20 protein-coding genes are annotated in these 19912 nt (G+C 64.5%); 4 read left to right on the forward strand and 16 right to left on the reverse strand.

What is annotated here, in order from left to right:
* Window positions 1–55: 55 nt before the first annotated feature.
* Complete coding sequence (priA, locus tag AQ12_RS08760; protein WP_048439504.1) at window positions 56–2101, reverse strand: primosomal protein N'; 2046 nt, start codon at window positions 2099–2101, stop codon at window positions 56–58.
* A 344-nt stretch (window positions 2102–2445) separates the two neighbouring features.
* Window positions 2446–3552, reverse strand: a complete 1107-nt coding sequence (gene hemE, locus AQ12_RS08765) for a uroporphyrinogen decarboxylase (RefSeq protein ID WP_048439505.1) — start codon at window positions 3550–3552, stop codon at window positions 2446–2448.
* 42 nt (window positions 3553–3594) lie between these two features.
* On the opposite strand from hemE, the gene AQ12_RS08770 reads away from it, so the two are divergent.
* Window positions 3595–4686, forward strand: a complete 1092-nt coding sequence (locus AQ12_RS08770) for a methyltransferase domain-containing protein (protein ID WP_161798999.1) — start codon at window positions 3595–3597, stop codon at window positions 4684–4686.
* A 134-nt stretch (window positions 4687–4820) separates the two neighbouring features.
* On the opposite strand, the gene AQ12_RS08775 is transcribed toward AQ12_RS08770, so the two are convergent.
* The 7 genes from AQ12_RS08775 to AQ12_RS08805 all read right to left on the reverse strand — a co-directional run bounded on the left by AQ12_RS08775 (window position 4821) and on the right by AQ12_RS08805 (window position 11246).
* Entirely contained in the window at window positions 4821–6170 is a 1350-nt protein-coding gene (locus AQ12_RS08775) for an O-acetylhomoserine aminocarboxypropyltransferase/cysteine synthase family protein (RefSeq protein WP_048439506.1), read from the reverse strand.
* Between the two features lie 5 nt (window positions 6171–6175).
* Complete coding sequence (locus AQ12_RS08780) at window positions 6176–6667, reverse strand: CoA-binding protein (protein ID WP_048439507.1); 492 nt, start codon at window positions 6665–6667, stop codon at window positions 6176–6178.
* A 123-nt stretch (window positions 6668–6790) separates the two neighbouring features.
* Complete coding sequence (locus tag AQ12_RS08785) at window positions 6791–7399, reverse strand: thioredoxin family protein (protein WP_048439508.1); 609 nt, start codon at window positions 7397–7399, stop codon at window positions 6791–6793.
* 17 nt (window positions 7400–7416) lie between these two features.
* Window positions 7417–9576 carry a thioredoxin family protein gene (locus AQ12_RS08790; RefSeq protein WP_082151489.1) on the reverse strand — a complete coding sequence of 720 codons (2160 nt, stop codon included), beginning with the start codon at window positions 9574–9576 and terminating at the stop codon, window positions 7417–7419.
* A gap of 41 nt (window positions 9577–9617) precedes the next feature.
* The gene (locus AQ12_RS08795) at window positions 9618–10367 is read right to left on the reverse strand and encodes an alanyl-tRNA editing protein (protein WP_048439509.1); all 750 of its coding nucleotides are present in this window, start codon (window positions 10365–10367) and stop codon (window positions 9618–9620) included.
* A 47-nt stretch (window positions 10368–10414) separates the two neighbouring features.
* Entirely contained in the window at window positions 10415–10927 is a 513-nt protein-coding gene (locus tag AQ12_RS08800; protein ID WP_048439510.1) for a hypothetical protein, read from the reverse strand.
* Between the two features lie 10 nt (window positions 10928–10937).
* A complete protein-coding gene (locus AQ12_RS08805; RefSeq protein WP_048439511.1) occupies window positions 10938–11246 on the reverse strand; it encodes an MTH1187 family thiamine-binding protein in 309 nt (102 codons plus the stop codon).
* A gap of 79 nt (window positions 11247–11325) precedes the next feature.
* On the opposite strand from AQ12_RS08805, the gene mdeB reads away from it, so the two are divergent.
* The 3 genes from mdeB to AQ12_RS22725 all read left to right on the forward strand — a co-directional run bounded on the left by mdeB (window position 11326) and on the right by AQ12_RS22725 (window position 15132).
* On the forward strand, window positions 11326–13962 hold the full coding sequence (mdeB, locus tag AQ12_RS08810) for an alpha-ketoglutarate dehydrogenase (RefSeq protein ID WP_048439512.1): 2637 nt from the start codon (window positions 11326–11328) through the stop codon (window positions 13960–13962).
* Complete coding sequence (locus AQ12_RS08815) at window positions 13959–14792, forward strand: creatininase family protein (RefSeq protein WP_048439513.1); 834 nt, start codon at window positions 13959–13961, stop codon at window positions 14790–14792. Before mdeB ends, AQ12_RS08815 begins: the two co-directional genes overlap by 4 nt.
* Before the next feature lie 157 nt (window positions 14793–14949).
* The gene (locus AQ12_RS22725) at window positions 14950–15132 is read left to right on the forward strand and encodes a hypothetical protein (RefSeq protein WP_152682731.1); all 183 of its coding nucleotides are present in this window, start codon (window positions 14950–14952) and stop codon (window positions 15130–15132) included.
* Window positions 15133–15178: 46 nt separating this feature from the next.
* Here AQ12_RS22725 and AQ12_RS08820 read toward each other — a convergent pair whose 3' ends face one another.
* The 7 genes from AQ12_RS08820 to AQ12_RS08850 all read right to left on the reverse strand — a co-directional run bounded on the left by AQ12_RS08820 (window position 15179) and on the right by AQ12_RS08850 (window position 19911).
* The gene (locus AQ12_RS08820; RefSeq protein ID WP_369799004.1) at window positions 15179–15511 is read right to left on the reverse strand and encodes a KGG domain-containing protein; all 333 of its coding nucleotides are present in this window, start codon (window positions 15509–15511) and stop codon (window positions 15179–15181) included.
* Between the two features lie 142 nt (window positions 15512–15653).
* Window positions 15654–16025: a co-chaperone YbbN gene (locus tag AQ12_RS08825; protein WP_048439514.1), complete on the reverse strand. Its 372-nt coding sequence runs from the start codon at window positions 16023–16025 to the stop codon at window positions 15654–15656.
* 9 nt (window positions 16026–16034) lie between these two features.
* A complete protein-coding gene (locus AQ12_RS08830) occupies window positions 16035–16706 on the reverse strand; it encodes a histidine phosphatase family protein (RefSeq protein ID WP_048439515.1) in 672 nt (223 codons plus the stop codon).
* Between the two features lie 54 nt (window positions 16707–16760).
* Window positions 16761–17729, reverse strand: a complete 969-nt coding sequence (locus AQ12_RS08835) for a threonine dehydratase (RefSeq protein ID WP_048439516.1) — start codon at window positions 17727–17729, stop codon at window positions 16761–16763.
* Between the two features lie 5 nt (window positions 17730–17734).
* Entirely contained in the window at window positions 17735–18415 is a 681-nt protein-coding gene (locus tag AQ12_RS08840) for a VOC family protein (RefSeq protein WP_048439517.1), read from the reverse strand.
* Window positions 18412–19278 carry a PhzF family phenazine biosynthesis protein gene (locus tag AQ12_RS08845; protein WP_048439518.1) on the reverse strand — a complete coding sequence of 289 codons (867 nt, stop codon included), beginning with the start codon at window positions 19276–19278 and terminating at the stop codon, window positions 18412–18414. Before AQ12_RS08845 ends, AQ12_RS08840 begins: the two co-directional genes overlap by 4 nt.
* A 12-nt stretch (window positions 19279–19290) precedes the next feature.
* A complete protein-coding gene (locus AQ12_RS08850) occupies window positions 19291–19911 on the reverse strand; it encodes a glutathione S-transferase family protein (protein ID WP_048439519.1) in 621 nt (206 codons plus the stop codon).
* Window position 19912: the final 1 nt, after the last annotated feature.

Consider the following 19912-nt stretch of genomic DNA (forward strand, 5'->3'; position numbering starts at 1 on the left):
ATTGCGGATCAAGCCCGCAATGACAGCCTTGGGGTCCGCAATCACAGCCCCAGATTCAAATCATCAGCGGGTCCACGTCGATCGCCCAGCGGATCAGGCCCTTTTCTTTCGTGGCATGCAGCACGGGCTGCCACGCGGCGAGGAATCGTTGCAGGGCCACACGCGATGCACTTTCAACCAGCATCTGGGCGCGTTCGACATTGGCGACGCGCTGGATCGTGAGCGGCACTGCGGGGTAAAGCACGACGCGGTCGGCATCCTGCACATCCTGCGCCTGCGCGGCTGCCGTTTGCAGGAACGCCTGCGCCGCCTCCTGTGTCCGGGCATCAGCCCGCAGCAAGGCCTGGTAGCCGAAGGGCGGCATGCCGGCCTGTTCGCGCTCCTTGAGTTGCTGGGCGGCAAACGCGGGGTAGTCGTGCGCGCGCAATGCCGTGAACAGCGGATGCCGGGGGTGGAAGGTCTGTACCCACATTTCGCTGGCCGAGGCCTGCGCCGCGTCGCGCCCGGCACGGCCCGCTGCCTGCATCAGCAGTGAGAACAACCGCTCCGGCGCGCGAAAATCACTGGAGAACAACGCCGAGTCGGCATTGAGCGCAGCGACCAGGGTGATGCCGCGAAAGTCATGGCCCTTAGTGACCATCTGCGTGCCGACCAGCACATCGACCTCACCGGCGTGCACGAGCGCCAACTGCTGTTCGAGCGCTCCCTTGAGCCGCGTGCTGTCCGCGTCCATTCGCGCGATTCGCACCGGCTCGCCGTTGGGTCGCCTGATGGGGGCGAGCAGCTCCGCCAGGTTTTCCTCCAGCCGCTCGGTGCCGCGCCCCACGGCAGCAATGTCCACATTGCCGCACTCGGGGCAGGCGCGCGGAACCGGCTCGGTGAAGCCGCAGTGATGGCAGCGCAAGGTGCGATCGATCTTGTGGAAGACGCGGTATGCGCTGCAGTTCGGGCATTCGCTTTTCCATTCGCAGGCGGTGCACGACAGCACGGGCGCATAGCCGCGCCGGTTCAGGAAGATGAGCGACTGCTCGCCGCGCGCGACGCGCTGCTGCAGTGCGTGCAGCAACTGCACCGAGAACACCGCGCGCTTGGGCTGCAGGTTCATGTCCACCAGGCGCACCGCCGGGAACCCGCCCGATTCGCCCACGCGTGCCGCCATCACGAGGCGCTTGTACTTGCCCGATTCGGTGGCGTGCCAGCTTTCCAGCGAAGGCGTGGCAGAGCCGAGCAGAACTTTCGCGCCTTCCTGCTTGCCGCGAAGCACCGCCAGGTCGCGCGCCGAATAGCGGGCGCCTTCCTGCTGCTTGTAGCTCGGGTCGTGCTCTTCATCGACCACGATCAGGCGCAGGTGGGGCATCGATGCGAACACGGCCATGCGGGTCCCCAGCACGATGCGCGCGGTGCCGCTGTGGGCCGACAGCCAGCTTTTCAGGCGCTGCGGGTTCGTCATGCCGCTGTTCATCGCGACGACGTTGGTTTCGCCGAAGCGGGCGATGAATCGAGCCTGCAACTGCGGTGTGAGGTTGATCTCGGGCACCATCACCAGCGCCTGGGCGCCCGGTTCGCGCGCGAGCAGCGATGCCACGGCCTGCAGGTAAACCTCGGTCTTGCCGCTGCCGGTCGCGCCGAACAGTAAAAAGGGACCCGGCTCCGATTCAAACGTGCCCAGGGCTTGCGCCTGCTCGTCGGTCAGCGTGGGGCCTTGCGTTGTCACGACGGACTCGTCCGGTCGCTGTCGCTTCAATCGCCGCGCCAGTTGCACCGTGTTCATGTCGCGCAATTGCGGCGGCAGGGCGGCCAGGGCGACTTCCCCCAACCCCCGCTGGTAGTAACGCGACGAAAAAGTAACGAGCTGCCGCCACTGGGCCGTCAGCGGCTCCAGGCCGTCCAGCACGCCCGAAATCGGCTTGTTGTCCGACGTGGGGCGGGCGTTTTCGGCCTGCGCCGCGTCATCCCAGACGACCCCCAGCACTTCGCGCCGGCCGAGCGGCACACGCACCAAAGTTCCGGGCGCAAGTGGAAGCTCACTTTGGTAGCTCAGCGGCCCGCTCACAGAACTGTGGGCGGGCGTGGGGACGACGACGGCGAGACTAAAGGTCATAAAAGGCTCTGTTTAGCCGCGAGTCTTGAGTTGGGGTTCAGGAGTCCGCGTTAAGTCTTTGATTTAGAAGCGCTTTGCGGTCAGGCTGCGATTTGTGTGGATAACTTTGTTGATAGAAAGCTGGCGGTAGCCCGGAGTGCCTGAAAAATCAAGGGCTTGGCGCTCATCGCCGCAAAATCGGCCTGAATCGAAGTCCTTAAAAATCAACGACTTACGAGCGCTATGGGTTTTGTAGCAATTGCGACCCTCCGGGCGTCCCCGCTCGAGCGTTTTTGTGCATAAGTCAATCGATGCCAAGCTGGTTGTGAACTCTGACAGCTAGGGAACTCCCTGATGACGGCGCCTCAAAAGTTGCTCTTGGCCGCTTCGCGCATGCGCCTGGAGTGCGCGTGAACCGCATCGACCAGCACCTTGACGTTGTCCGGCGGTGTGTGCTGGCTGATGCCATGACCCAGGTTGAAGACGTGCGTCGGTGCCGTGCCTTCGCCGATGTGCGGAGCGCCGAAACTATCGAGCACCTTGATCGCCTCTGCTGTCACCTGGTCCGGCCCTGCGAACAGCACGTTGGGATCGATATTGCCCTGCAGTGCCTTGCTGGCGCCCACTGCCGCGCGCGCCGTGCCCAGGTTCATCGTCCAGTCCAGGCCGAGCACTTCACAGTCGAGCGCGCCCATCTGCTGCAGCCACAGGCCTCCGCCCTTGGTGAAGACGATGCGCGGGATGACGGCGCCATCGTGAGTGCGCTTCAATTTTGATAGCACCTGCGCGGTGTAGGCCAGGCTGAATTCCTGGAACGCGCCATCGGCCAGCACGCCGCCCCAGCTGTCGAAGATCATCACGGCCTGTGCGCCGGCTTCGATCTGCGCGTTGAGGTACGCGGCGACCGAATCGGCGTTGATCTGCAGCATGCGATGCATCAGGTCGGGCCTGCTGTAGAGCATGGTCTTGACGAGTCGGTAGTCGTCCGAGCCGGCGCCCTCGACCATGTAGCAGGCGAGCGTCCAGGGGCTTCCAGAAAACCCGATGAGCGGCACGCGGCCGTCCAGCGCCTTGCGGATGGATGTGACGGCGTCGAACACGTAGCGCAGCTTGTCCATGTCGGGCACGGCCAGAGCGGCAACGGCGGCTTCATCGCGCACCTGCCGCTCGAACTTCGGCCCTTCGCCCAGTGCGAAGCTCAACCCCAGGCCCATCGCATCGGGAATGGTCAGGATGTCCGAAAAAAGAATGGCTGCGTCGAGGTCGTAGCGCTCAAGGGGCTGCAGCGTGACCTCGGTGGCGTAGTCGACATTGGTGGCCAGTCCCATGAAACTGCCCGCCTTCGCCCGCGTCGCGCGGTACTCGGGAAGGTATCGGCCGGCCTGGCGCATGAGCCAGATGGGGGTGTGGGGTGTGGACAGGCGCTGGCAGGCGCGCAGGAAACTGTCATTGCGCAGGGGTGCGAATCTCATCGCCCGATTGTCGCAGGCGCTGCCTTGCCTATGATCGGCCCGATGGATTCCAACATGGCGCAAGCGCGCGATTTCTTCCTGGCAGGGGTGGGGCACTACGAGGCGGGCCGCCTGGAGGACGCCGAACGGCAGTTTGCCGCTTCGCTGGCGTTGCTTCCGGGGCGGCTGTCCACGCTCTTGAATCTGGGTGCGACGCGGCTCAAGCTGGGCAAGTTTGCGCAGGCAGAGCAGCTGCTGTCTGAGGCGCTGGAGCAGGAGCCGGACAACGTCGAAGCGCTCGGTCATCGCGCGACAGCGCTGGCCGAAATGGGGCAGGCGCGCGAGGCGCTCGCTGATGTGGACCGGCTTGTGGCGCTGGACCCGTCACGCGGTAGCGCATGGAGCCTGAAGGGCACGCTGCTGCGTGAACAGGGTCGTCGTGATGAAGCGGCAGATGCCTATCGGCGGGCGATTGCGAGCGGCGCTGATGTGGAGCTGAACGGCTACTACCTGGCCGCGCTGGAAGGAGGTGCTGCGCCTCGAACCCCGCCAGCGGCCTATGTGCAGGGTCTGTTCGACGGGTACGCCGATGGATTCGAAGAGCATCTGGTGGAGGTGCTGAACTATCGGGCACCAGAGATTCTGGTGGCTCGGGTCGCGCAGATGAAGCGCCTGTTCGAGCGGGCACTGGACCTGGGCTGCGGGACGGGCTTGTGCGGGGTGAAGCTTCGACCCCTGGCCGCACACATCGATGGGGTCGATCTCTCGGCCAACATGGTCGACCGTGCGCGCGAACGCGGCGTGTACGACCAGGTGCACGAGGCTGATGCGGCTGAGTATCTGCGCAGGTCGGGTGAACGCTATGACCTGATCGTGGCGGCCGATGTGTTCATCTATGTCGGCGCGCTGGAGGCGGTGTTTGAAGGGGCGGCTCGCGCGATCACGCCGGGTGGGGTGTTCTGCTTTTCGGTGGAGAAAGAAGCGCAGCAGGAATTCGCGCTGCGTGCCAGCCTGCGGTATGCGCATTCGCGCGGCTACATCGAGCGGCTTGCTGCAGAGAATGGTTTCGACATTGTCGAGATAGCCGAACACCCGATCCGTGAGGACCAGCGCGCCGCGATTGCGGGCTTGTTTGCGTGGCTGGTGAAGCGCTGAGTACGAGGTGAGCTGTCCTGGCGGAACCGCAGTAGCCGCTGCGCGGTGGATGCCGGATCTAGTCCGGCATGACAACCGTTCTTGAACTGTCATTGCGGGCTCGACCCGCAATCCATGACTTCTGGATCAATCGCTCAACTCACCGCCTTGCGCAGCGCCTGATCCACATCCCACAGGATGTCTTGTGCATCCTCGATACCCACCGACAGCCGGATCATGTCGGGCCGCACGCCTGCGCGCAGCAACTCGTCTTCGTTCAGTTGCCGGTGCGTGGTCGATGCGGGGTGGATCACCAGCGTCTTGGCGTCGCCGATGTTGGCCAGGTGGCTCATGAACTCGCACGAATCGATGAAGCGCTCGCCGGCTTTCGCGGCGTCATCGGCCTTGATGCCGAAGGTGAGGATGCCTGAAGCGCCCGGTAGCCCATCGATGCTGCGGAACTGCTTTTTGGCCAGCGCGTGGTGCGGCGAGTCTTCAAGCCCGGGGTAGTTGACCCAACTCACCAGCGGATGGCTTTGCAGGAAGCGCGCGACCTGCATCGTGTTGCGGCAATGCGCCTGCATGCGCAGGTGCAGCGTTTCAATGCCTTGCAGGATCAGCCATGCGTTGAGCGGCGACAGCGTCGCGCCGAAGGTGCGGTTGACCTCCATGCGCGCTTTCATCGTGTAGCCGAAATCGCCGAACGTCTCGTAGAACTTCACGCCGTGATAGGCCTTGCTGGGCTCCAGCATCTCGGGAAACTTATCGCGCGAAAGGGGCGAGCCCCAATCGAATTTGCCCGATTCGACGATGACGCCTGCCATCGTCGTGCCGTGGCCGCCGAGGTACTTGGTCGCGCTGTGCACGACGATGTCCGCGCCGAAGGCGAACGGGTTGCACAGGTAGGGGCTGGCCACCGTGTTGTCGATGATGAGCGGCAGGCCGTGCTCGTGCGCGATGGCAGAAACGGCTTCGATGTCGAGCACGTTCACCAGCGGGTTTCCGAGCGTCTCGCCGTAGATCGCGCGCGTGTTGGGCCTGATCGCCTTGCGGAAGTTGTCGGGGTCTTCCGGATCGACGAAGGTGGTTTCGATGCCGAGCCGGGAGAAGCCGATGCCCAGCTGCCCGACGCTGCCGCCGTACAGCGTGGAAGCCGCGACGATGTGATCGCCGTTCTTGAGGATCGCCAGCAGCGCGGTCATCTGCGCGGCCATGCCGGTGGCGCATGCCAGCGCCGCGCGGCCGCCTTCCAGCGATGCGACGCGCTCTTCAAGCACAGCAACCGTCGGGTTGCTGATGCGGCTGTACACGTTGCCGAAGGTCTGCAGGTTGAAAAGGCTTGCCGCGTGATCGGCTGAATCGAAGACAAAGCTGGTGGTCTGGTGGATGGGCGTCGCGCGCGCGCCGGTCACCGGATCGGGCACTGCGCCAGCGTGGATGGCGCGCGTGCCGAAGCCGTACTCATGGTCCTTGCGGTCCTGGTGGTCCTGATGGTTGCTGGTCATGGTGTTCAGTACGGCAGTTGCTGCGGGCGGCGCGACGAGATCACTTTGGTGTTGACGCCGGCCCAGTTCAGGCCGCCGAACAGGCGCGCATGTTCAATCTTCACGCAGCGATCGACGACGGTATCAAGGCCTGCGGCACGCGCCTTCGCAACCGCTTCTTCGTTGATGACACCGATCTGTTGCCACAGGCACTTTGCGCCAATGGCGATGGCTTCGTCGGCGATGGGCGCGATGTCTTCGGTGCGGCGAAAGCAATCGACCATGTCGATCTTTTCGCCCCTGGCTGCGAGCGCCTTCGCTGCGGCGGTGACACTGGGGTAGCAGGTCTCGCCGAGGATTTCAGTGGCCGACGGATTGACCGGAACGATCCGGTATCCGTGCCCCTGCAGGTACTTGCCAACAAAGAAACTGGGCCGGTGCCATTGCGGCGAAAGACCCACGATGGCGACAGTCCGGCAGGTGCCCAGGATGCGCCGCAGCTCGCTGATGGAATTCATGCGGGCAGTGTACGCAAGGGGCGCGCTGGCCGTTGAAGTCATGGATTGCGGCGGATTCGCAGGCTCCCTCTGGTTTCGGTCCGCAACAACAGACGGGGGGCGCGATAGCCGCTTGACCTTTTGTCAGGCCTTGTACTTGATCGAACACCCATACGGCCTTGTCGAGGCCATGCTGATGGGCTTGCCGGCCAGCGCTTCATTCAGGCTCTGGCGCACATAGTTGACGGCGGTCTTGATGTCTTCGGCGCGGCTCGATGCAATGCTGTCGATGCCGCCTGCATAAACCAGTTTGCCCTGCGGATCGACGATGTACATGTGCGGCGTGGTGCGCGCGCCATATGCCCGACCGGCGACACCGTCCACATCCATCAACGTCGCGCTCGTCACCGACTTGCGCTCTTTCATCCAGGCAACCAGCTTGGCCGGCTCCAGGTAATCAGATGCCGCCTTTTCGGTGGAGTTGATCGCGAGCCACACGACGCCCTTGTCGACAGCTTCCTTCTGCGTGGCCGGCATGTTGCCGCTGTTGTAGTGCTTTTGCACATAGGGGCAGCCGGGGTTGGTCCACTCCAGCACGACATGCTTGCCGCGAAAGTCGCCGAGCTTGACGCTCTTGCCGTTCACATCGGTGAGCGAGAACTCCGGCGCAGGCTGTCCAACGACGGCCGATGCGTGCGCCTGCACGCCAAAGGCCAATGCAGACAAGGCGATGAATTCACGGCGCAGCAGCATGGGGTTCTCCTTGAAAACTAGAGTTGGGCAATCGCCGAGCGGACTTCATCCACGCCCAGCACTTCCGACAGCACGACCGGCGGGCGGCCCTGCCGGTAGAACACATAAACGGGAACGCCATTGCGGCCCAGTTGCTGCAGCGCGGCGGTGATCGCCGGATCGCGGCGCGTCCAGTCGGCCCGCAGCATCACGACTTTTTTGGCGGTGAAGTCGGCCAGCACATCCGGGTTGGCCAGGGTGGTCTTCTTGTTGTATTGGCAGGTGACACACCAGGCGGCAGTGAAGTCGACAAACACCGGCTCACCGGCGGCGACGAGTTGATCGACGCGGCTCTGCTCCCAGGGCTGCCAGGGGCCGCTCGCCTGCGTGGAGGTTGCAGGTGCTTGCGCCCGCGTGACGTACGGACCTGCGGCCCAGGCCACGAAGGCGAGGCTTGCAACCGCGATCGTTGCCGCCACCGAGCGGCTGCGTCCGCGCAGCGTGAAGGCCCAGATCACCATGCTCATCGCCACCAGCAGCACCAGCAGTGCGCCCGCGCCATCGATGCCGCTTTGCTGGCCCAGCACCCATACCAGCCACACGACCGTGGCAAACATGGGGAAGGCCATGAAGCGGCGGAAGGTTTCCATCCATGCGCCCGGTCGCGGCAAGAGGCGCGCAACTGCAGGCACCCAGCTCGCGGCGAGGTAAGGCAAGGCCATGCCGATTCCAAGCGCGGCGAAGACGAGCAGCGCCTCCCAGGCCGGCAATCCGATGGCCAGGCCCAGCGACGCGCCCATGAACGGCGCCGTGCAGGGCGAGGCGATGGCGACTGCGAGCACGCCCGACAGGAAGGAATTGGCGACGGGGTGTTTGGCCTCCATCGAAGAAACACTGGACGGCACGAATGAGCCGAAATCGAACACCCCCGCGAGGTTCAATCCGATCAGGGTGAAGAGGGCCGCAAGCGCAGCCACCACTGCGGGCGATTGAAGCTGGAAGCCCCAACCCAGTTGCTCGCCGGCGGCACGCAGGGCCAGCATCGCCGCGCCGAGCGCAATGAAAGACAGGACAACCCCGGCGCTGTAAGCCAGCCCTGCGATGCGATGGCCGCGCTGGTCATCGGCGTGGCGCGTGAACCCGACCACCTTGATCGCGAGGATAGGAAACACGCAGGGCATCAGGTTCAGGATCATGCCGCCCAGGATGGCACCGATCAGCGCGGCGACCAGCGAGAGCGAGGGTCCGGCCGGTGCGGCTGCCGCTGTCTGGGCATTGCCACGCAGCGCCGCTTCGAGCGCGGGTGACAGTCCGGCTGCAGCGGCGACTGCCGGCCAGCCGCCATCGACCTTTGCTTCAGCGCGCCAGCTCTGCGCACCCTGCGCAACGACGAGCGCAAAGACGTCGGGGCTCTGGCTGCGCTGCGGGGACAAGGGCACCTGCGCCGTCCACACGTCACCCTGCCAGGCCTGGGTCCACTGCGCGGATGTTTCGATGACTTCTGCGGGTTCGGGGAAGAACTCCAGTGTCTTGCCGCGCGCCGTTGCAGGCAGGCCTGCCACGCTGACCCTGATCGCGTTGCCATCGACCTTGACGGTGCTGGCGCCCGTGACGGGCGTGGGCTGCGCCGCAAAGCTGGCGTCGAAGGCCGGGCCGTTGAGGGCTGTGGTGCTGGTCGCCGGGATCTTCAGCGTGAAGTCGCCTTCTTCGGGAATGCATTCTTTCTTGCAGACCAGCCAGCTACCCTTGAGCTTGACTTCCAGGTCTTTGGAGAGAACCGACGGCTTGTAGTCAGCACTGATCGTGAGCGGTACGGGCAGCAGCACCGTGCCCTCGTAGCCGTAGTTGGCAAGCGGGCCGATCGGGATTTTTTTCGGCGTGGGCCAGGCGATGTCGCCGGCGGTCACGCCGGCAGGCAGCGTCCATTGCAGCTGCGTGGGCAAGCCGGAGTCGCCGGAGTTCTTCCAGTAGGTGTGCCACTCGGGCTGGTGAGCCAGCTGCAGCCCGACCCAGACCTGTTTGCCGGGACCAATGCCGTCCGGCGCATGGGCCATCAGTTCAGCGCGTACGCGTTCGCTGGTGACGACCGACTTGCCAGCCGACTGTGCAGGCGCAGCCAATGGCACAGCGAGACCCAGGGTCAATGCCACCAGGGAAAACAGGGAGGTGAGGCGCGAACGCGCAAAGCCAGATTTCATTGTTGTGTCCGAGCCGCAAACCCGGCTGCAAGTTCCTGCGTTCACGCGAATCCCAGCACGACCCGACGGGTGGTGGCGCTCTTTTTTTCGATCTTGGTCACAACCACAGCGCCAATCTCCGATGTATTGGCCACGTGGGTGCCGCCGCACGGCTGGAAGTCGACCTGCCCATCCGCACCGCCCGCGCCGATGCGGATCGTGCGGATTCGCCCGGTGCCCCGCGGCGGCTGCACGGACATGCTCTTGACCAGGGCTGGATTGGCATCGAGTTGTTCATCGGTGATCGAGCTCACGACGATGGGGTGAGCCGCCGCGACCAGGCGCGCGATGCCTTGTGTCAACGCGTCCTTGTCCAGCGGGTCGGTCATGTTGAAGTCCAGGCGCGCGTAATCGGGGGTGATGGAGCAACCGTTGACCAGCTGCGGCACCAGGTTGCACAGCAGGTGCGTCGTGGTGTGGAAGCGCATCAGCCGGTGGCGGCGCTCCCAGTCGACGCGTGCCGTCACCGTGTCGCCCGTCTTCAGTTGCGAGACCAGCGCCTCCTGCCCCGGAGCGGGCACATGCCAGATGCCCAAGGTGGGTTTGCCCTCGGCGTCCTTGGCCTTGCGGGTGTCGGCGATGACCAGCGTCTGGCCGCCTGCAAGTTCCAGCACGCCCGCGTCGCCTGCCTGCCCGCCGCCCAGGGGGTAGAAGACCGTGCGGTCCAGGATGATGCCGCTCGGGTCGACCGACACGACAGTGGCCGGGGTCTGCCTCAAATAGGCGTCTTCACGAAATAGCTCTTGGGTCATCGGGTGATTTTCGCGGTTTCAGGCTGGGCACGCCGCCGAAGGTGAACTCATTGGCCCATCGGCCAGGTCAGTTTGACTTCACGCCGCCAGGGCAGGCGCTCATCGGCGACGTAATCTGCGACCACCCATGTTCGCCAGGGGTGATCGGCGGCATCGGCCAGGAATTCGCGGATGACGCCGGCCGATGATGCGTCCAGCGCCGCGAAGGGCTGGTCCAGGCAAGTGACGGTAACCCCGCTCGCGAGCAGGCCGACCAGCGCCACCTTGCGCCTGCTTCCGGTGGAGAGCATGAAAAGCTTTTTGCCCCGATGGGGTTGCAGGCCCAGGGCCGTCATCAGGTCCTCGTGCAACGCCTCGTCCCATCGGCTGCAAGGTTGGCGCAGTGCAGCCCACACCTGCTGCGGCGTCTGGTCGTCACGTCCCGGCAAGGACAGATCCAGCCAGAGTGAATCACTGCCAAGGCCGCGCAGCAGCGTTGTCTTGCCTGAGCCTTCATCGCCGGTGATGGCGATGAGCCCGGGCGGCAGCGGCAGCAGGTCAGCGGCGCAAATCCGTGGCATGGCGGCGCACTCAGTGCTTGAGTTGGCGGCCAAGCCGCGCTTGCACTTTCTCGATCTTGCTGGACAGGCGCGACTCGGGCCCGGCGCGATAGTCCACCTTGAGGTTCATGCCGATGCGCGGGCAATCGACTTGCAGGGTCTTGAAGCAGGCGGTCACCACGCCCATCACGTCTTCCCATTCGCCTTCGAGGATGGTGCCCATGGGGGTGAGCTGGTAGGTTATGCCGCTCTTGTCGATGACGTCCAGGATGCGTGCGACGTGTGCGCTCAGGCTCTCGCCCTGGCCGTGGGGCGCCATCGCGAATTCGAGTAATACCATTTGCTGTGCTCCCGTGTTGCGCGCTACTTTATCCTGCCCGCACCACCCAAACTTGCCGCAGGTTGCCTACAGTGTGGGGATGAGTGACCCCAGCCTGACCCGTTACCTCCAGACTGAAATCGATGACGTCGATGCGGGTGAAACCGCCGAATGGCGGGAGGCCTTCCTCGCGCTGGTTGCAACCCAGGGTCCGGCGCGCGCCCGTTTCATCCTCGATCAGCTGGCTAATCTGGCTCGCAGCCCGCATGTCGCGTGGTCGCCTGAGCTGGTCACGCCGTACGTCAATTCGATTGCGGTCGACCAGCAGCCGGCATTTCCCGGCGACCTTGCCATTGAAGAGCGCCTGGGCTCCCTCATGCGATGGAATGCGCTGGCGATGGTGGCGCGCGCCAATGCGGCCTATGGCGAGCTGGGCGGGCACATCGCCAGTTACGCGAGCGCGGCAGATCTCTTTGAAGTTGGCTTCAACCACTTCTTCCAGGCGCGCAATGACCGGCAGGGCGGTGACCTCGTGTTCTACCAGCCGCATAGCGCCCCCGGTGTCTATGCGCGCGCGTTTCTGGAAGGCCGCCTGACCGAGGCCGATCTTTCCTTCTACCGGCAGGAGCTCACGGCGCCGGCTGCCGGTGCCCGCGGCCTGTCCAGCTATCCGCATCCTTACCTGATGCCCGATTTCTGGCAGTTCCCCACCGGCTCCATGGGAATCGGCCCGATCAGCTCGATCTATCACGCGCGTTTCATGCGCTACCTCACGCATCGCGGGCTGCTCGATTGCGGCGCTCGCAAGGTCTGGGGCGTGTTCGGCGACGGCGAGATGGACGAGCCCGAGAGCATGAGCGCGCTCACGCTGGCTTCGCGCGAAAAGCTCGACAACCTGGTCTGGGTCGTCAACTGCAACCTGCAACGGCTGGACGGCCCGGTGCGCGGCAATGGACGCATCATCGACGAGCTGGAGAAGCTGTTTCGCGGCGCGGGCTGGCGTGTGATCAAGCTCGTGTGGGGTAGCGATTGGGACGGCCTCTTTGCGCGTGACACGACCGGTGCGCTGGCACGCGCTTTTGCGCACACCGTCGACGGCCAGATGCAGACGTTCGCGGCCAAGGACGGCCGGTTCAATCGCGACACCTTCTTCGGGCAGAACGAGGAGCTGGCGCGTCTGGCCCAGGGCATGACCGACGAGCAGATCGACCGGCTCAAGCGTGGCGGCCATGATCTGGTGAAGATTCATGCGGCATATGCGGCTGCTTCGGCCCATCGCGGCGAACCGGTGGTGATTCTGGCCCACACCAAAAAGGGCTACGGCATGGGTTCGGCGGGCCAGGGGAAGATGACCACGCATAGCCAGAAGAAGCTCGACGACGTGGCGCTGGTGGAGTTTCGTAACCGGTTCAATCTGCCGCTGTCGGACGAGCAGGCGCGTAACCTGGAGTTCTTCCGGCCAGAAGCTGACAGCCCGGAGATGCGGTATCTGCATGCGCGGCGCAAGGCGCTGGGCGGCTACATGCCGCAACGCGTGGCGCGAAGCGATGCAGTGAGCGTGCCATCGATCGAAAGCTACGCGGCATTCGCGACGCAAGCCGGCGGCAAGGAGATGTCCACCACGATGGCGTTCGTGCGGCTGCTGGGCAACCTGCTCAAGGACACGACACCCGGCCCGCAGGGCATCGCGTTCCGCCAGCGGCTGGTTCCCATCGTGGCCGACGAGGCGCGCACGTTCGGCATGGCCAACCTGTTCAAGCAGGTCGGCATCTATTCGAGTGTCGGCCAGCGATACGAGCCGGAAGACATCGGATCGGTGCTGTCGTACCGCGAGGCGCTCGACGGCCAGATCCTGGAGGAGGGCATCAGCGAAGCCGGCGCAATCGCCAGCTGGACGGCGGCAGCGACCAGCTACAGCGTGCATGGCGTTGCGATGCTGCCCTTCTATATCTACTACTCGATGTTTGGCTTCCAGCGCGTGGGCGATGCGATCTGGGCGGCCGCCGACCAGCGCGCGCGCGGATTCCTGCTGGGCGCCACGTCGGGCCGAACGACCTTGGGCGGCGAGGGGCTGCAGCACCAGGACGGCTCCAGCCATCTGGTGGCCGCGACGATTCCGAACTGCAAGGCCTACGACCCGGCCTTTGCGGGGGAGATGGCAGTGATCATCCAGCGCGGCATGCAGGAGATGCTGGTCGAGCAGCAGGATGTCTTCTATTACGTGACGCTCATGAACGAGAACTACGCCCAGCCCGACTTGCCGGCAGGTGTGCAGGACGATGTGGTTCGCGGGTGTTACCGGTTTACGCAGGTGGCGGCTGTGGGCGCCGAGCGTTCACGGGTGACGCTGATGGGGTCGGGCGCGATCCTGACCGAAGTGCTCAAGGCGGCGCAGTTACTTGCGTCGGAGGGGGTGGCTTGTGATGTGATGAGCGTGACCAGCTGGAGTGAACTGGCACGCGACGGGCGGCGAGCCGATGCGCAATCAGGCGGCGCGTCCGCCTTTGTCACCCGGCAACTCGCGGCCACGAGCGGTCCGATCATTGCGGCGACCGACTATGTGTGCGCCGTGCCGGAGAGCATCCGGGCCTTTGTTCCCTCGGGGCGGCGCTATGCGACGCTCGGCACGGACGGATTCGGCCGCAGCGATACGCGCGCGGCGCTGCGAGCGTTCTTCCAGGTTGATGCCGGGCACATCGCCGCCGCGGCCCATCGCGCGATTAACATGCGCCCATGACAACCCCGCGCTTCTGGGCCGACCTCACCACCCGCGATTTCGCGAATTTCGATCCCGCGACCACGGTGGCGGTCTTGCCTGTCGCCGCGACGGAGCAGCATGGACCTCACCTTCCCCTTCGGGTAGACCAGGCCTTGGTGGATGGCGTGATCGCCGCCGCGTTGCCGCACCTGCCGCCGGGTTGGGGGCCGCTGTTCCTGCCGACGCAGCAGGTGGGGTACAGCCCGGAGCACACCGCTTTCCCTGGCACGCTGACGCTGTCCGCGTCCACGGTCATCGCGAATTGGGTCGAACTCGGTCAGTGTGTGGCGGCAAGTGGTGTGAAAAAGCTTTTGTTGCTCAATTCGCACGGCGGCCAGGTCAGCCTGATGGACATCGTGGCGCGTGAACTGCGCACGCGCAGCAACCTGATTGTCTACAGCTGCAGCTGGTGGAACCTGCCCCTGGGTGATGCTGTGACCGGGCTTTTCAGCGCGGACGAGCACCGGTTCGGTGTGCACGCGGGTGAAATCGAGACGTCGATGATGCTGGCCCTGAACCCGGAGCTGGTCGTCATGGGCAAGGCACGCGACTTCCACTCGACCTCGCAGGACCGCGCGCAGATGTATCCCGTGTTGGGCAATGGCAAGAGTGCCAAGCTGGGTTGGGCCATGCAGGACTACAACATGGAGGGCGCGTGCGGCAATGCGCTTGCCGCGACAGCGGACAAGGGGCGCGCTGTTCTTGATGAAGCGGGGCTGCAGCTTGCGCGGCTGTTGCAGGAAATCGCTTCGCTTCCTTTGGGCACGATCCAGTTGCCTGTCATGCCGGACGCGATCCGGCATCCATGAATTCGGGGTTCTGTGGCTTGCGGATGAAGTCCGCAATGACAGCCTCGCGGCCTGTTGCGCAAGGGCCACTCGACAACGTTAAATTTGTGTTCGTGTGCGCTTGGTCACAAAGGCGAAACACGGCTGTTCCTACACTTGAGTCAAGAAAGGAGCCGCCATGCGATTTGCCGCCGTCAAAGTACCAAAAAAGATTCCGAGTCAGCCGCCTCGTACGTCGGCCGCCGAAATGATCCGCCGCATCGTGGCGGGCGAATCGGTTGCTCCATCGCAACCACCGGCACGGCAGCTGGAGCTGCCGGCCGAACTCGACCAGCGCGTGCGCCTGGTCGGCGAGTGGTAATCCACTCCTTGTGTTGATACCCCGTGGGGCTCACGCCCCGCAGGGCTTATCGACCGCTCTCTGAACTCCCCGAATTGCTGGCCTCGCTGCGTGAACGCGCGCTGCGGCTGCGTGCCTGGCCGCCCTTGCGGCCGGCGGCTCGGGCTTCTTCCGATGTGAACTCGTGGGCCGTGCCCTTTTCGTGGGCTGCACGGCCACCTTCGCTGGCAATTTCGCGCTGGCGCTTGGGGTCCATCGAGGCAAAACCTCGATTGGAACGTCCTGTGCGGCTGGGCTGGTTGCTCTGGTTGGTCGAGACTTCGCTGGAAGACAGGTTGGAGCCCGACTCGGACATGGCCGGGTTGCTGGACTCCTGGGTGCTGATGTCGTTGGATTGCATGCTTGGCTCCTGATGCTGGGGTTAATGCATGGCGGCATTGGCGCTGCCATGCCTTTATTAGCGCGGCACTCAGCCATCGCACCCGTCAGCAAAGCCATGCCGCTAACTGTAGGACTTGACCTTGCGCCGTTACGTGTTGTTGCTAGCGTTTTGCTAGCAGGACGGCGCCAAGGCACTGCATCAACGGACCCGCCTCGGGCGATACCGGACCCGATGCCGACCCGGTTTCCAGCAGGCTGGAGAGCAGCCTTGAAAACTGCGCGCCCGACGGCTGCACGGGGCCGAAAAAGAGCGGCTCGTCATCTCGGGCAATCATCAGCGTGGGGAAGGTTTCGATATCGACATCGCCCATCGCATCGGCTTCGTCTTCAACGTCGATCCATGCGAATTCCAGTTGCGGGTGCAAGGCAGATTCGGCCTGGAAGATGACCTGCCACTCGCGGCATACACCGCACCACTGCGCGCACAGGCAGATCACGCGCCAGCGTGGCGCTGCATCGGACTCGGGATTCATCCCGCCAGTTTAGGAGTAAGTCACCCAGCCCGCATGTTCGGGGCCATCGAGGTGCGCGACGGCGTTGTAGCTGACCAGCATGTGGCGCTTGGGCGTGAATGCGAACTCGGTGACCGACGTATTGCGGATGCGCATGTTCAGGTCGATCGTTGTTTCGGCGCTGGTACCCAGCACCTGGCCCACGGCGGTGGAGATCGGGCCGCCGCTGGAGACGATCAGCACGTTCTTGCCGTGGTGGTTGGCGCGAACATGATCCAGTGCGCTGGAAACGCCGGTCACGAATTGCGGATAACTGGGCATGCCGCGCGGTGAAACGACACCCGCCATCCACTGCGCAAGGCCGTCGCGCAGCAGGCGGAAGTGGTGACGGTACATCTCGGGCGAAGTCGGCTTTTCCAGCTTGTGCGGATGAACGGTGGCGATCACTGCTTCGCTGTCGTATTCGTTCAGGCCTTCCCACGACAGATGTTCGCCCTCGTGGTTCATGCCTTCGAGAATTCCGGCGAGGGTCTGCTTGTGGCGCTTGAGCGTGCCGGCGATCAGGGCGTCGAAATGGAGGCCCTTGTTCGCGAAGTATTCGCCCAGGCGCACGCTTTGCCGGCGACCCAGGTCGCTGAGCTGGTCGTAGTCTTGCGCGCCGAACGAGGCTTGTCCGTGCCGGACCAGGTAGAGGGTGCCCATAGGTGCATTTTGGTGCTGTGGCCGTGGTTGCCCAGTCGCAGGCGCGACCGGGTGCTACGCAGGCGACAGCACCCGTGCGAAAACCGCGCTGTCAACATTGCCGCCGGTCAGGGCGAATCCGATGGTCTTGCCGCGCCAGCGGTCCTGCTGCGCGATAGCCGCTGCAAGGCCCGCTGCGCCTGCGCCCTCGGCGACGTTGTGTGTGTCCGAGAACAGCACGCGCATGGCATTGGCGACTTCATCGTCAGTGACAGCGACTACATCGTGGGCGCTGGCCAGGACCACTTCGAGCGCTTCCTGGTCGGCAATTCGGCAGGCCATGCCGTCAGCCAGCTGGGTGCTGACGGGTGCCTGGACAATGTGTCCCGCACGAAAGGAGTCGAGGTAGGTGGTTGCATGTGCCGACACCACGCCCACCAGAGCGGACCGCGCGCCTGTGAATGCACGCGCTGCCACCGCCGCGCAAAACCCGGACCCCTGGCCGATCGGAACGAACACGACCTCGGGTTCTTCACCGCGCGGGAAGCTTTCAAAGAACTCCAGCCAGTACGTCATCACGCCTCGAATGAGGTCATGGTGAAACGAAGGGACCATGTGCAGGTTTCGCTCTTGCGACAAGGCAATGGCGTATTCGCGTGCGGCCTGGAAGTCGTCGCCGTGTTCGATCAGCGTTGCACCGAGCGTGCGCATCGCCGCGTTCTTTTCGATCGAGTTGCCATGCGGGACGACGATGGTGGCTTCCAGGTCGTACTTGCGGGAAGCGAATCCCACTGATTGCCCGTGATTGCCGCGTGTCGCGGTGATCACGCCGCGCTGGCCGGCACCCGATGCCGCGAGATTGGCAAAGTAGGTCAGGCCGCCGCGCACCTTGAACGCACCGGCTGGCGTGTGGTTTTCGTGCTTGACCCACACCTTGGCGCCGAGCCGTTCGCACAGCATGGGCCACGCGTATTGCGGCGTCGGCGGCATGACGGCGTAGACGGTGTCGCGCGCGGCTTGTACTTGTTCAGGGCTGAAGTTCATGGGGGTCAGGTGCCGGATGACTCGATCGTGACGGCACCCTTGGGGGTCATCAGCGTTGCCGACAGGTTGGGCGGACCCTCTTGCACAGCGACGCCGGTCAAACCAATGGCCGTGTGGGCAGCGGTCAGGTCACCCGGGCGTGGGTGGTTCATGCGCAAGCCTTGCAGCGTGAGGCCGCTGGCGGGCATCGTGTCTGTGGGGTGCGGACCGTCCCATTCGATCAAGGTGGGCAGGCCGCCGTAGAAAAGTCGCTGGCCGTCGTCGCGCACGCTGATCTTCCATCGCAGCATGCCATCGGGGATGGGCCGCTCGGCCTGGAGCAGGGGGCCGCGGTCGATGCCCAGGGTTTTCAGGGCCTGGTGGGCGATGTGCGCGTCGGCGGTGGACGCCACAAAGTGCACAAGCCGGGGTTGCTCACGCACGGCCTGTTGCAGCACTGAATCGTCCATATCGAACCAGCGCCGGCGCGCAGGCTGCGCAACCGAGGGATCGATGGCGATGATTTCCAGGTAGGCGCGGGGCCATGCCGGGCTGTCGATTCGCAGCAACCGGTTGTGCGTGCCCATCAGCGGATGGACGCCGCCGCGACCAGGCTTCACGCCCAGGGTCGCTTTGCACCATTGCTCGCCCTGTTCGAGCGTGTCTGCGACGATGACCAGATGGTCGACCTGTGCGCCCGGGGTCATAGCGCGACGGTCCCGGAAATGCAGGTGACCGATTCGCCGCCGACCCAGACTTGCCCGGTGGCATCGCGTTCGATGTGCACGCGGCCGGCTCGGCCGAGCGCTGTTCCCTGACTCGCCACGTAGCGATCGGGAGCCAGGCCTGCGCCGATCAGCCATTGGCCAAGCGCAGCATTGAGGCTGCCTGTGACAGGGTCTTCGGCCATGCCGTTGTTGCCGGGAAAGAAGGCCCTGACCTCGAACGCGATGTCCGCATCGCCTTCGCGAGCGCCAACCACACCCACCTTGCCCCGCGGTCCCACAACGCCGATGTCGAGCCCCGCAAGGATGGCGCTATCGGGTTTGAGAGAAAGGACCTGTTGGGCAGAGCGCAACATGACGCCTCGCCACTTGGGGCCGTTGTCGCACCAGGCGTGGGCGACGATGTCATCGCGCTGCACGCCCAGACCGCGCGCAATCAGTGCGACATCGGCGTCATCGAGAGGGCCGCCGCGGATCAGCGGTGGCGCTGCAAATGCAAGCCGCTTTCCGTCACGCCTGATCCTGACAAGGCCCACGCCGCATTCCTGCACAACCTCGTCGCCGTGCGGGCGCCCCCCGGCTTCCAGCCATGCGTGGCATGTGCCGAGCGTCGGATGACCGGCAAAGGGAAGTTCACGTCCCGGGCAAAAGATGCGGACGCGATAGTCTGCGCCGGAGACTGTGGGCGGCAGCAGGAACGTCGCCTCTGACAGGTTTGTCCAGTTGGTGAAGTGCTGCATCTCCTGGGTGGAGAGCCCCGCGCCATCCAGCACAACCGCCAGCGGATTGCCCAGGTAGGGCGTCGGCGTGAAGACGTCCACCTGCTTGAAATTGCGTGTTTGCATGGACAGGTTTGCCTAGGACAGTGAAAGGTCGAGTACGCCGCGGGACGCGGGCTGCGAGAGGATGCCCCGGTACCAGCGATCAAGCGCAGGGCGCGTTGGGCGCTCCAGCGGGAGTCCTTGCCAGCGATGGATCTCGCAGGCGATCGGGATGTCGGCCATGCCGAAGGCGTCACCGCCCATGAATGGCTCAATTGCAAGGTGTTCGTCGAGCATCGCCATCAATGGTTCGGTGTCGGCGACGGATTGCGCAACGAGTTCCGGCTTGCGTCTTTCTGCCGGGGTGCGCATCAGTTGCACGAACGCATTGCGGCCTGCGGGATTGAGCGTGGTTTGCTGCCAGTCCATCCAGCGCTCGGCGTCGAAGCGCTCCTGCAGCGATAGCGGATAAAGCCCGCCAGCAGAGTGCTTTGCGCACAGGTAGCGCACGATGACGTTGGATTCCCAGAGGCTGAACTCGCCGTCTTCGATCAGGGGCACCATCGCGTTGGGATTCTTCGCGAGGTATTCGGGCGTTTTCACGATGCCGAATTCGTGTCCGGCATCGATCCGTTCGAAGGGCACCTGCAGCCATTGGGCGGCGAGCACCACCTTTCGGACATTGATGGACGACAGGCGACCCCAGATTCTGAGCATG

Source organism: Caenimonas sp. SL110, assembly GCF_001044395.1.
In the GTDB taxonomy this organism is placed as follows: domain Bacteria; phylum Pseudomonadota; class Gammaproteobacteria; order Burkholderiales; family Burkholderiaceae_C; genus Ramlibacter.

Bases quoted from the DNA above. Each gene is read 5' to 3' on its own strand.
- priA (WP_048439504.1), bottom strand. From the start codon at position 2,101: ATGACCTTTAGTCTCGCCGTCGTCGTCCCCACGCCCGCCCACAGTTCT.
- hemE (WP_048439505.1), bottom strand. From the start codon at position 3,552: ATGAGATTCGCACCCCTGCGCAATGACAGTTTCCTGCGCGCCTGCCAG.
- AQ12_RS08770 (WP_161798999.1), top strand. From the start codon at position 3,595: ATGGATTCCAACATGGCGCAAGCGCGCGATTTCTTCCTGGCAGGGGTG.
- AQ12_RS08775 (WP_048439506.1), bottom strand. From the start codon at position 6,170: ATGACCAGCAACCATCAGGACCACCAGGACCGCAAGGACCATGAGTAC.
- AQ12_RS08780 (WP_048439507.1), bottom strand. From the start codon at position 6,667: ATGAATTCCATCAGCGAGCTGCGGCGCATCCTGGGCACCTGCCGGACT.
- AQ12_RS08785 (WP_048439508.1), bottom strand. From the start codon at position 7,399: ATGCTGCTGCGCCGTGAATTCATCGCCTTGTCTGCATTGGCCTTTGGC.
- AQ12_RS08790 (WP_082151489.1), bottom strand. From the start codon at position 9,576: ATGAAATCTGGCTTTGCGCGTTCGCGCCTCACCTCCCTGTTTTCCCTG.
- AQ12_RS08795 (WP_048439509.1), bottom strand. From the start codon at position 10,367: ATGACCCAAGAGCTATTTCGTGAAGACGCCTATTTGAGGCAGACCCCG.
- AQ12_RS08800 (WP_048439510.1), bottom strand. From the start codon at position 10,927: ATGCCACGGATTTGCGCCGCTGACCTGCTGCCGCTGCCGCCCGGGCTC.
- AQ12_RS08805 (WP_048439511.1), bottom strand. From the start codon at position 11,246: ATGGTATTACTCGAATTCGCGATGGCGCCCCACGGCCAGGGCGAGAGC.
- mdeB (WP_048439512.1), top strand. From the start codon at position 11,326: ATGAGTGACCCCAGCCTGACCCGTTACCTCCAGACTGAAATCGATGAC.
- AQ12_RS08815 (WP_048439513.1), top strand. From the start codon at position 13,959: ATGACAACCCCGCGCTTCTGGGCCGACCTCACCACCCGCGATTTCGCG.
- AQ12_RS22725 (WP_152682731.1), top strand. From the start codon at position 14,950: ATGCGATTTGCCGCCGTCAAAGTACCAAAAAAGATTCCGAGTCAGCCG.
- AQ12_RS08820 (WP_369799004.1), bottom strand. From the start codon at position 15,511: ATGCAATCCAACGACATCAGCACCCAGGAGTCCAGCAACCCGGCCATG.
- AQ12_RS08825 (WP_048439514.1), bottom strand. From the start codon at position 16,025: ATGAATCCCGAGTCCGATGCAGCGCCACGCTGGCGCGTGATCTGCCTG.
- AQ12_RS08830 (WP_048439515.1), bottom strand. From the start codon at position 16,706: ATGGGCACCCTCTACCTGGTCCGGCACGGACAAGCCTCGTTCGGCGCG.
- AQ12_RS08835 (WP_048439516.1), bottom strand. From the start codon at position 17,729: ATGAACTTCAGCCCTGAACAAGTACAAGCCGCGCGCGACACCGTCTAC.
- AQ12_RS08840 (WP_048439517.1), bottom strand. From the start codon at position 18,415: ATGACCCCGGGCGCACAGGTCGACCATCTGGTCATCGTCGCAGACACG.
- AQ12_RS08845 (WP_048439518.1), bottom strand. From the start codon at position 19,278: ATGCAAACACGCAATTTCAAGCAGGTGGACGTCTTCACGCCGACGCCC.
- AQ12_RS08850 (WP_048439519.1), bottom strand. From the start codon at position 19,911: ATGCTCAGAATCTGGGGTCGCCTGTCGTCCATCAATGTCCGAAAGGTG.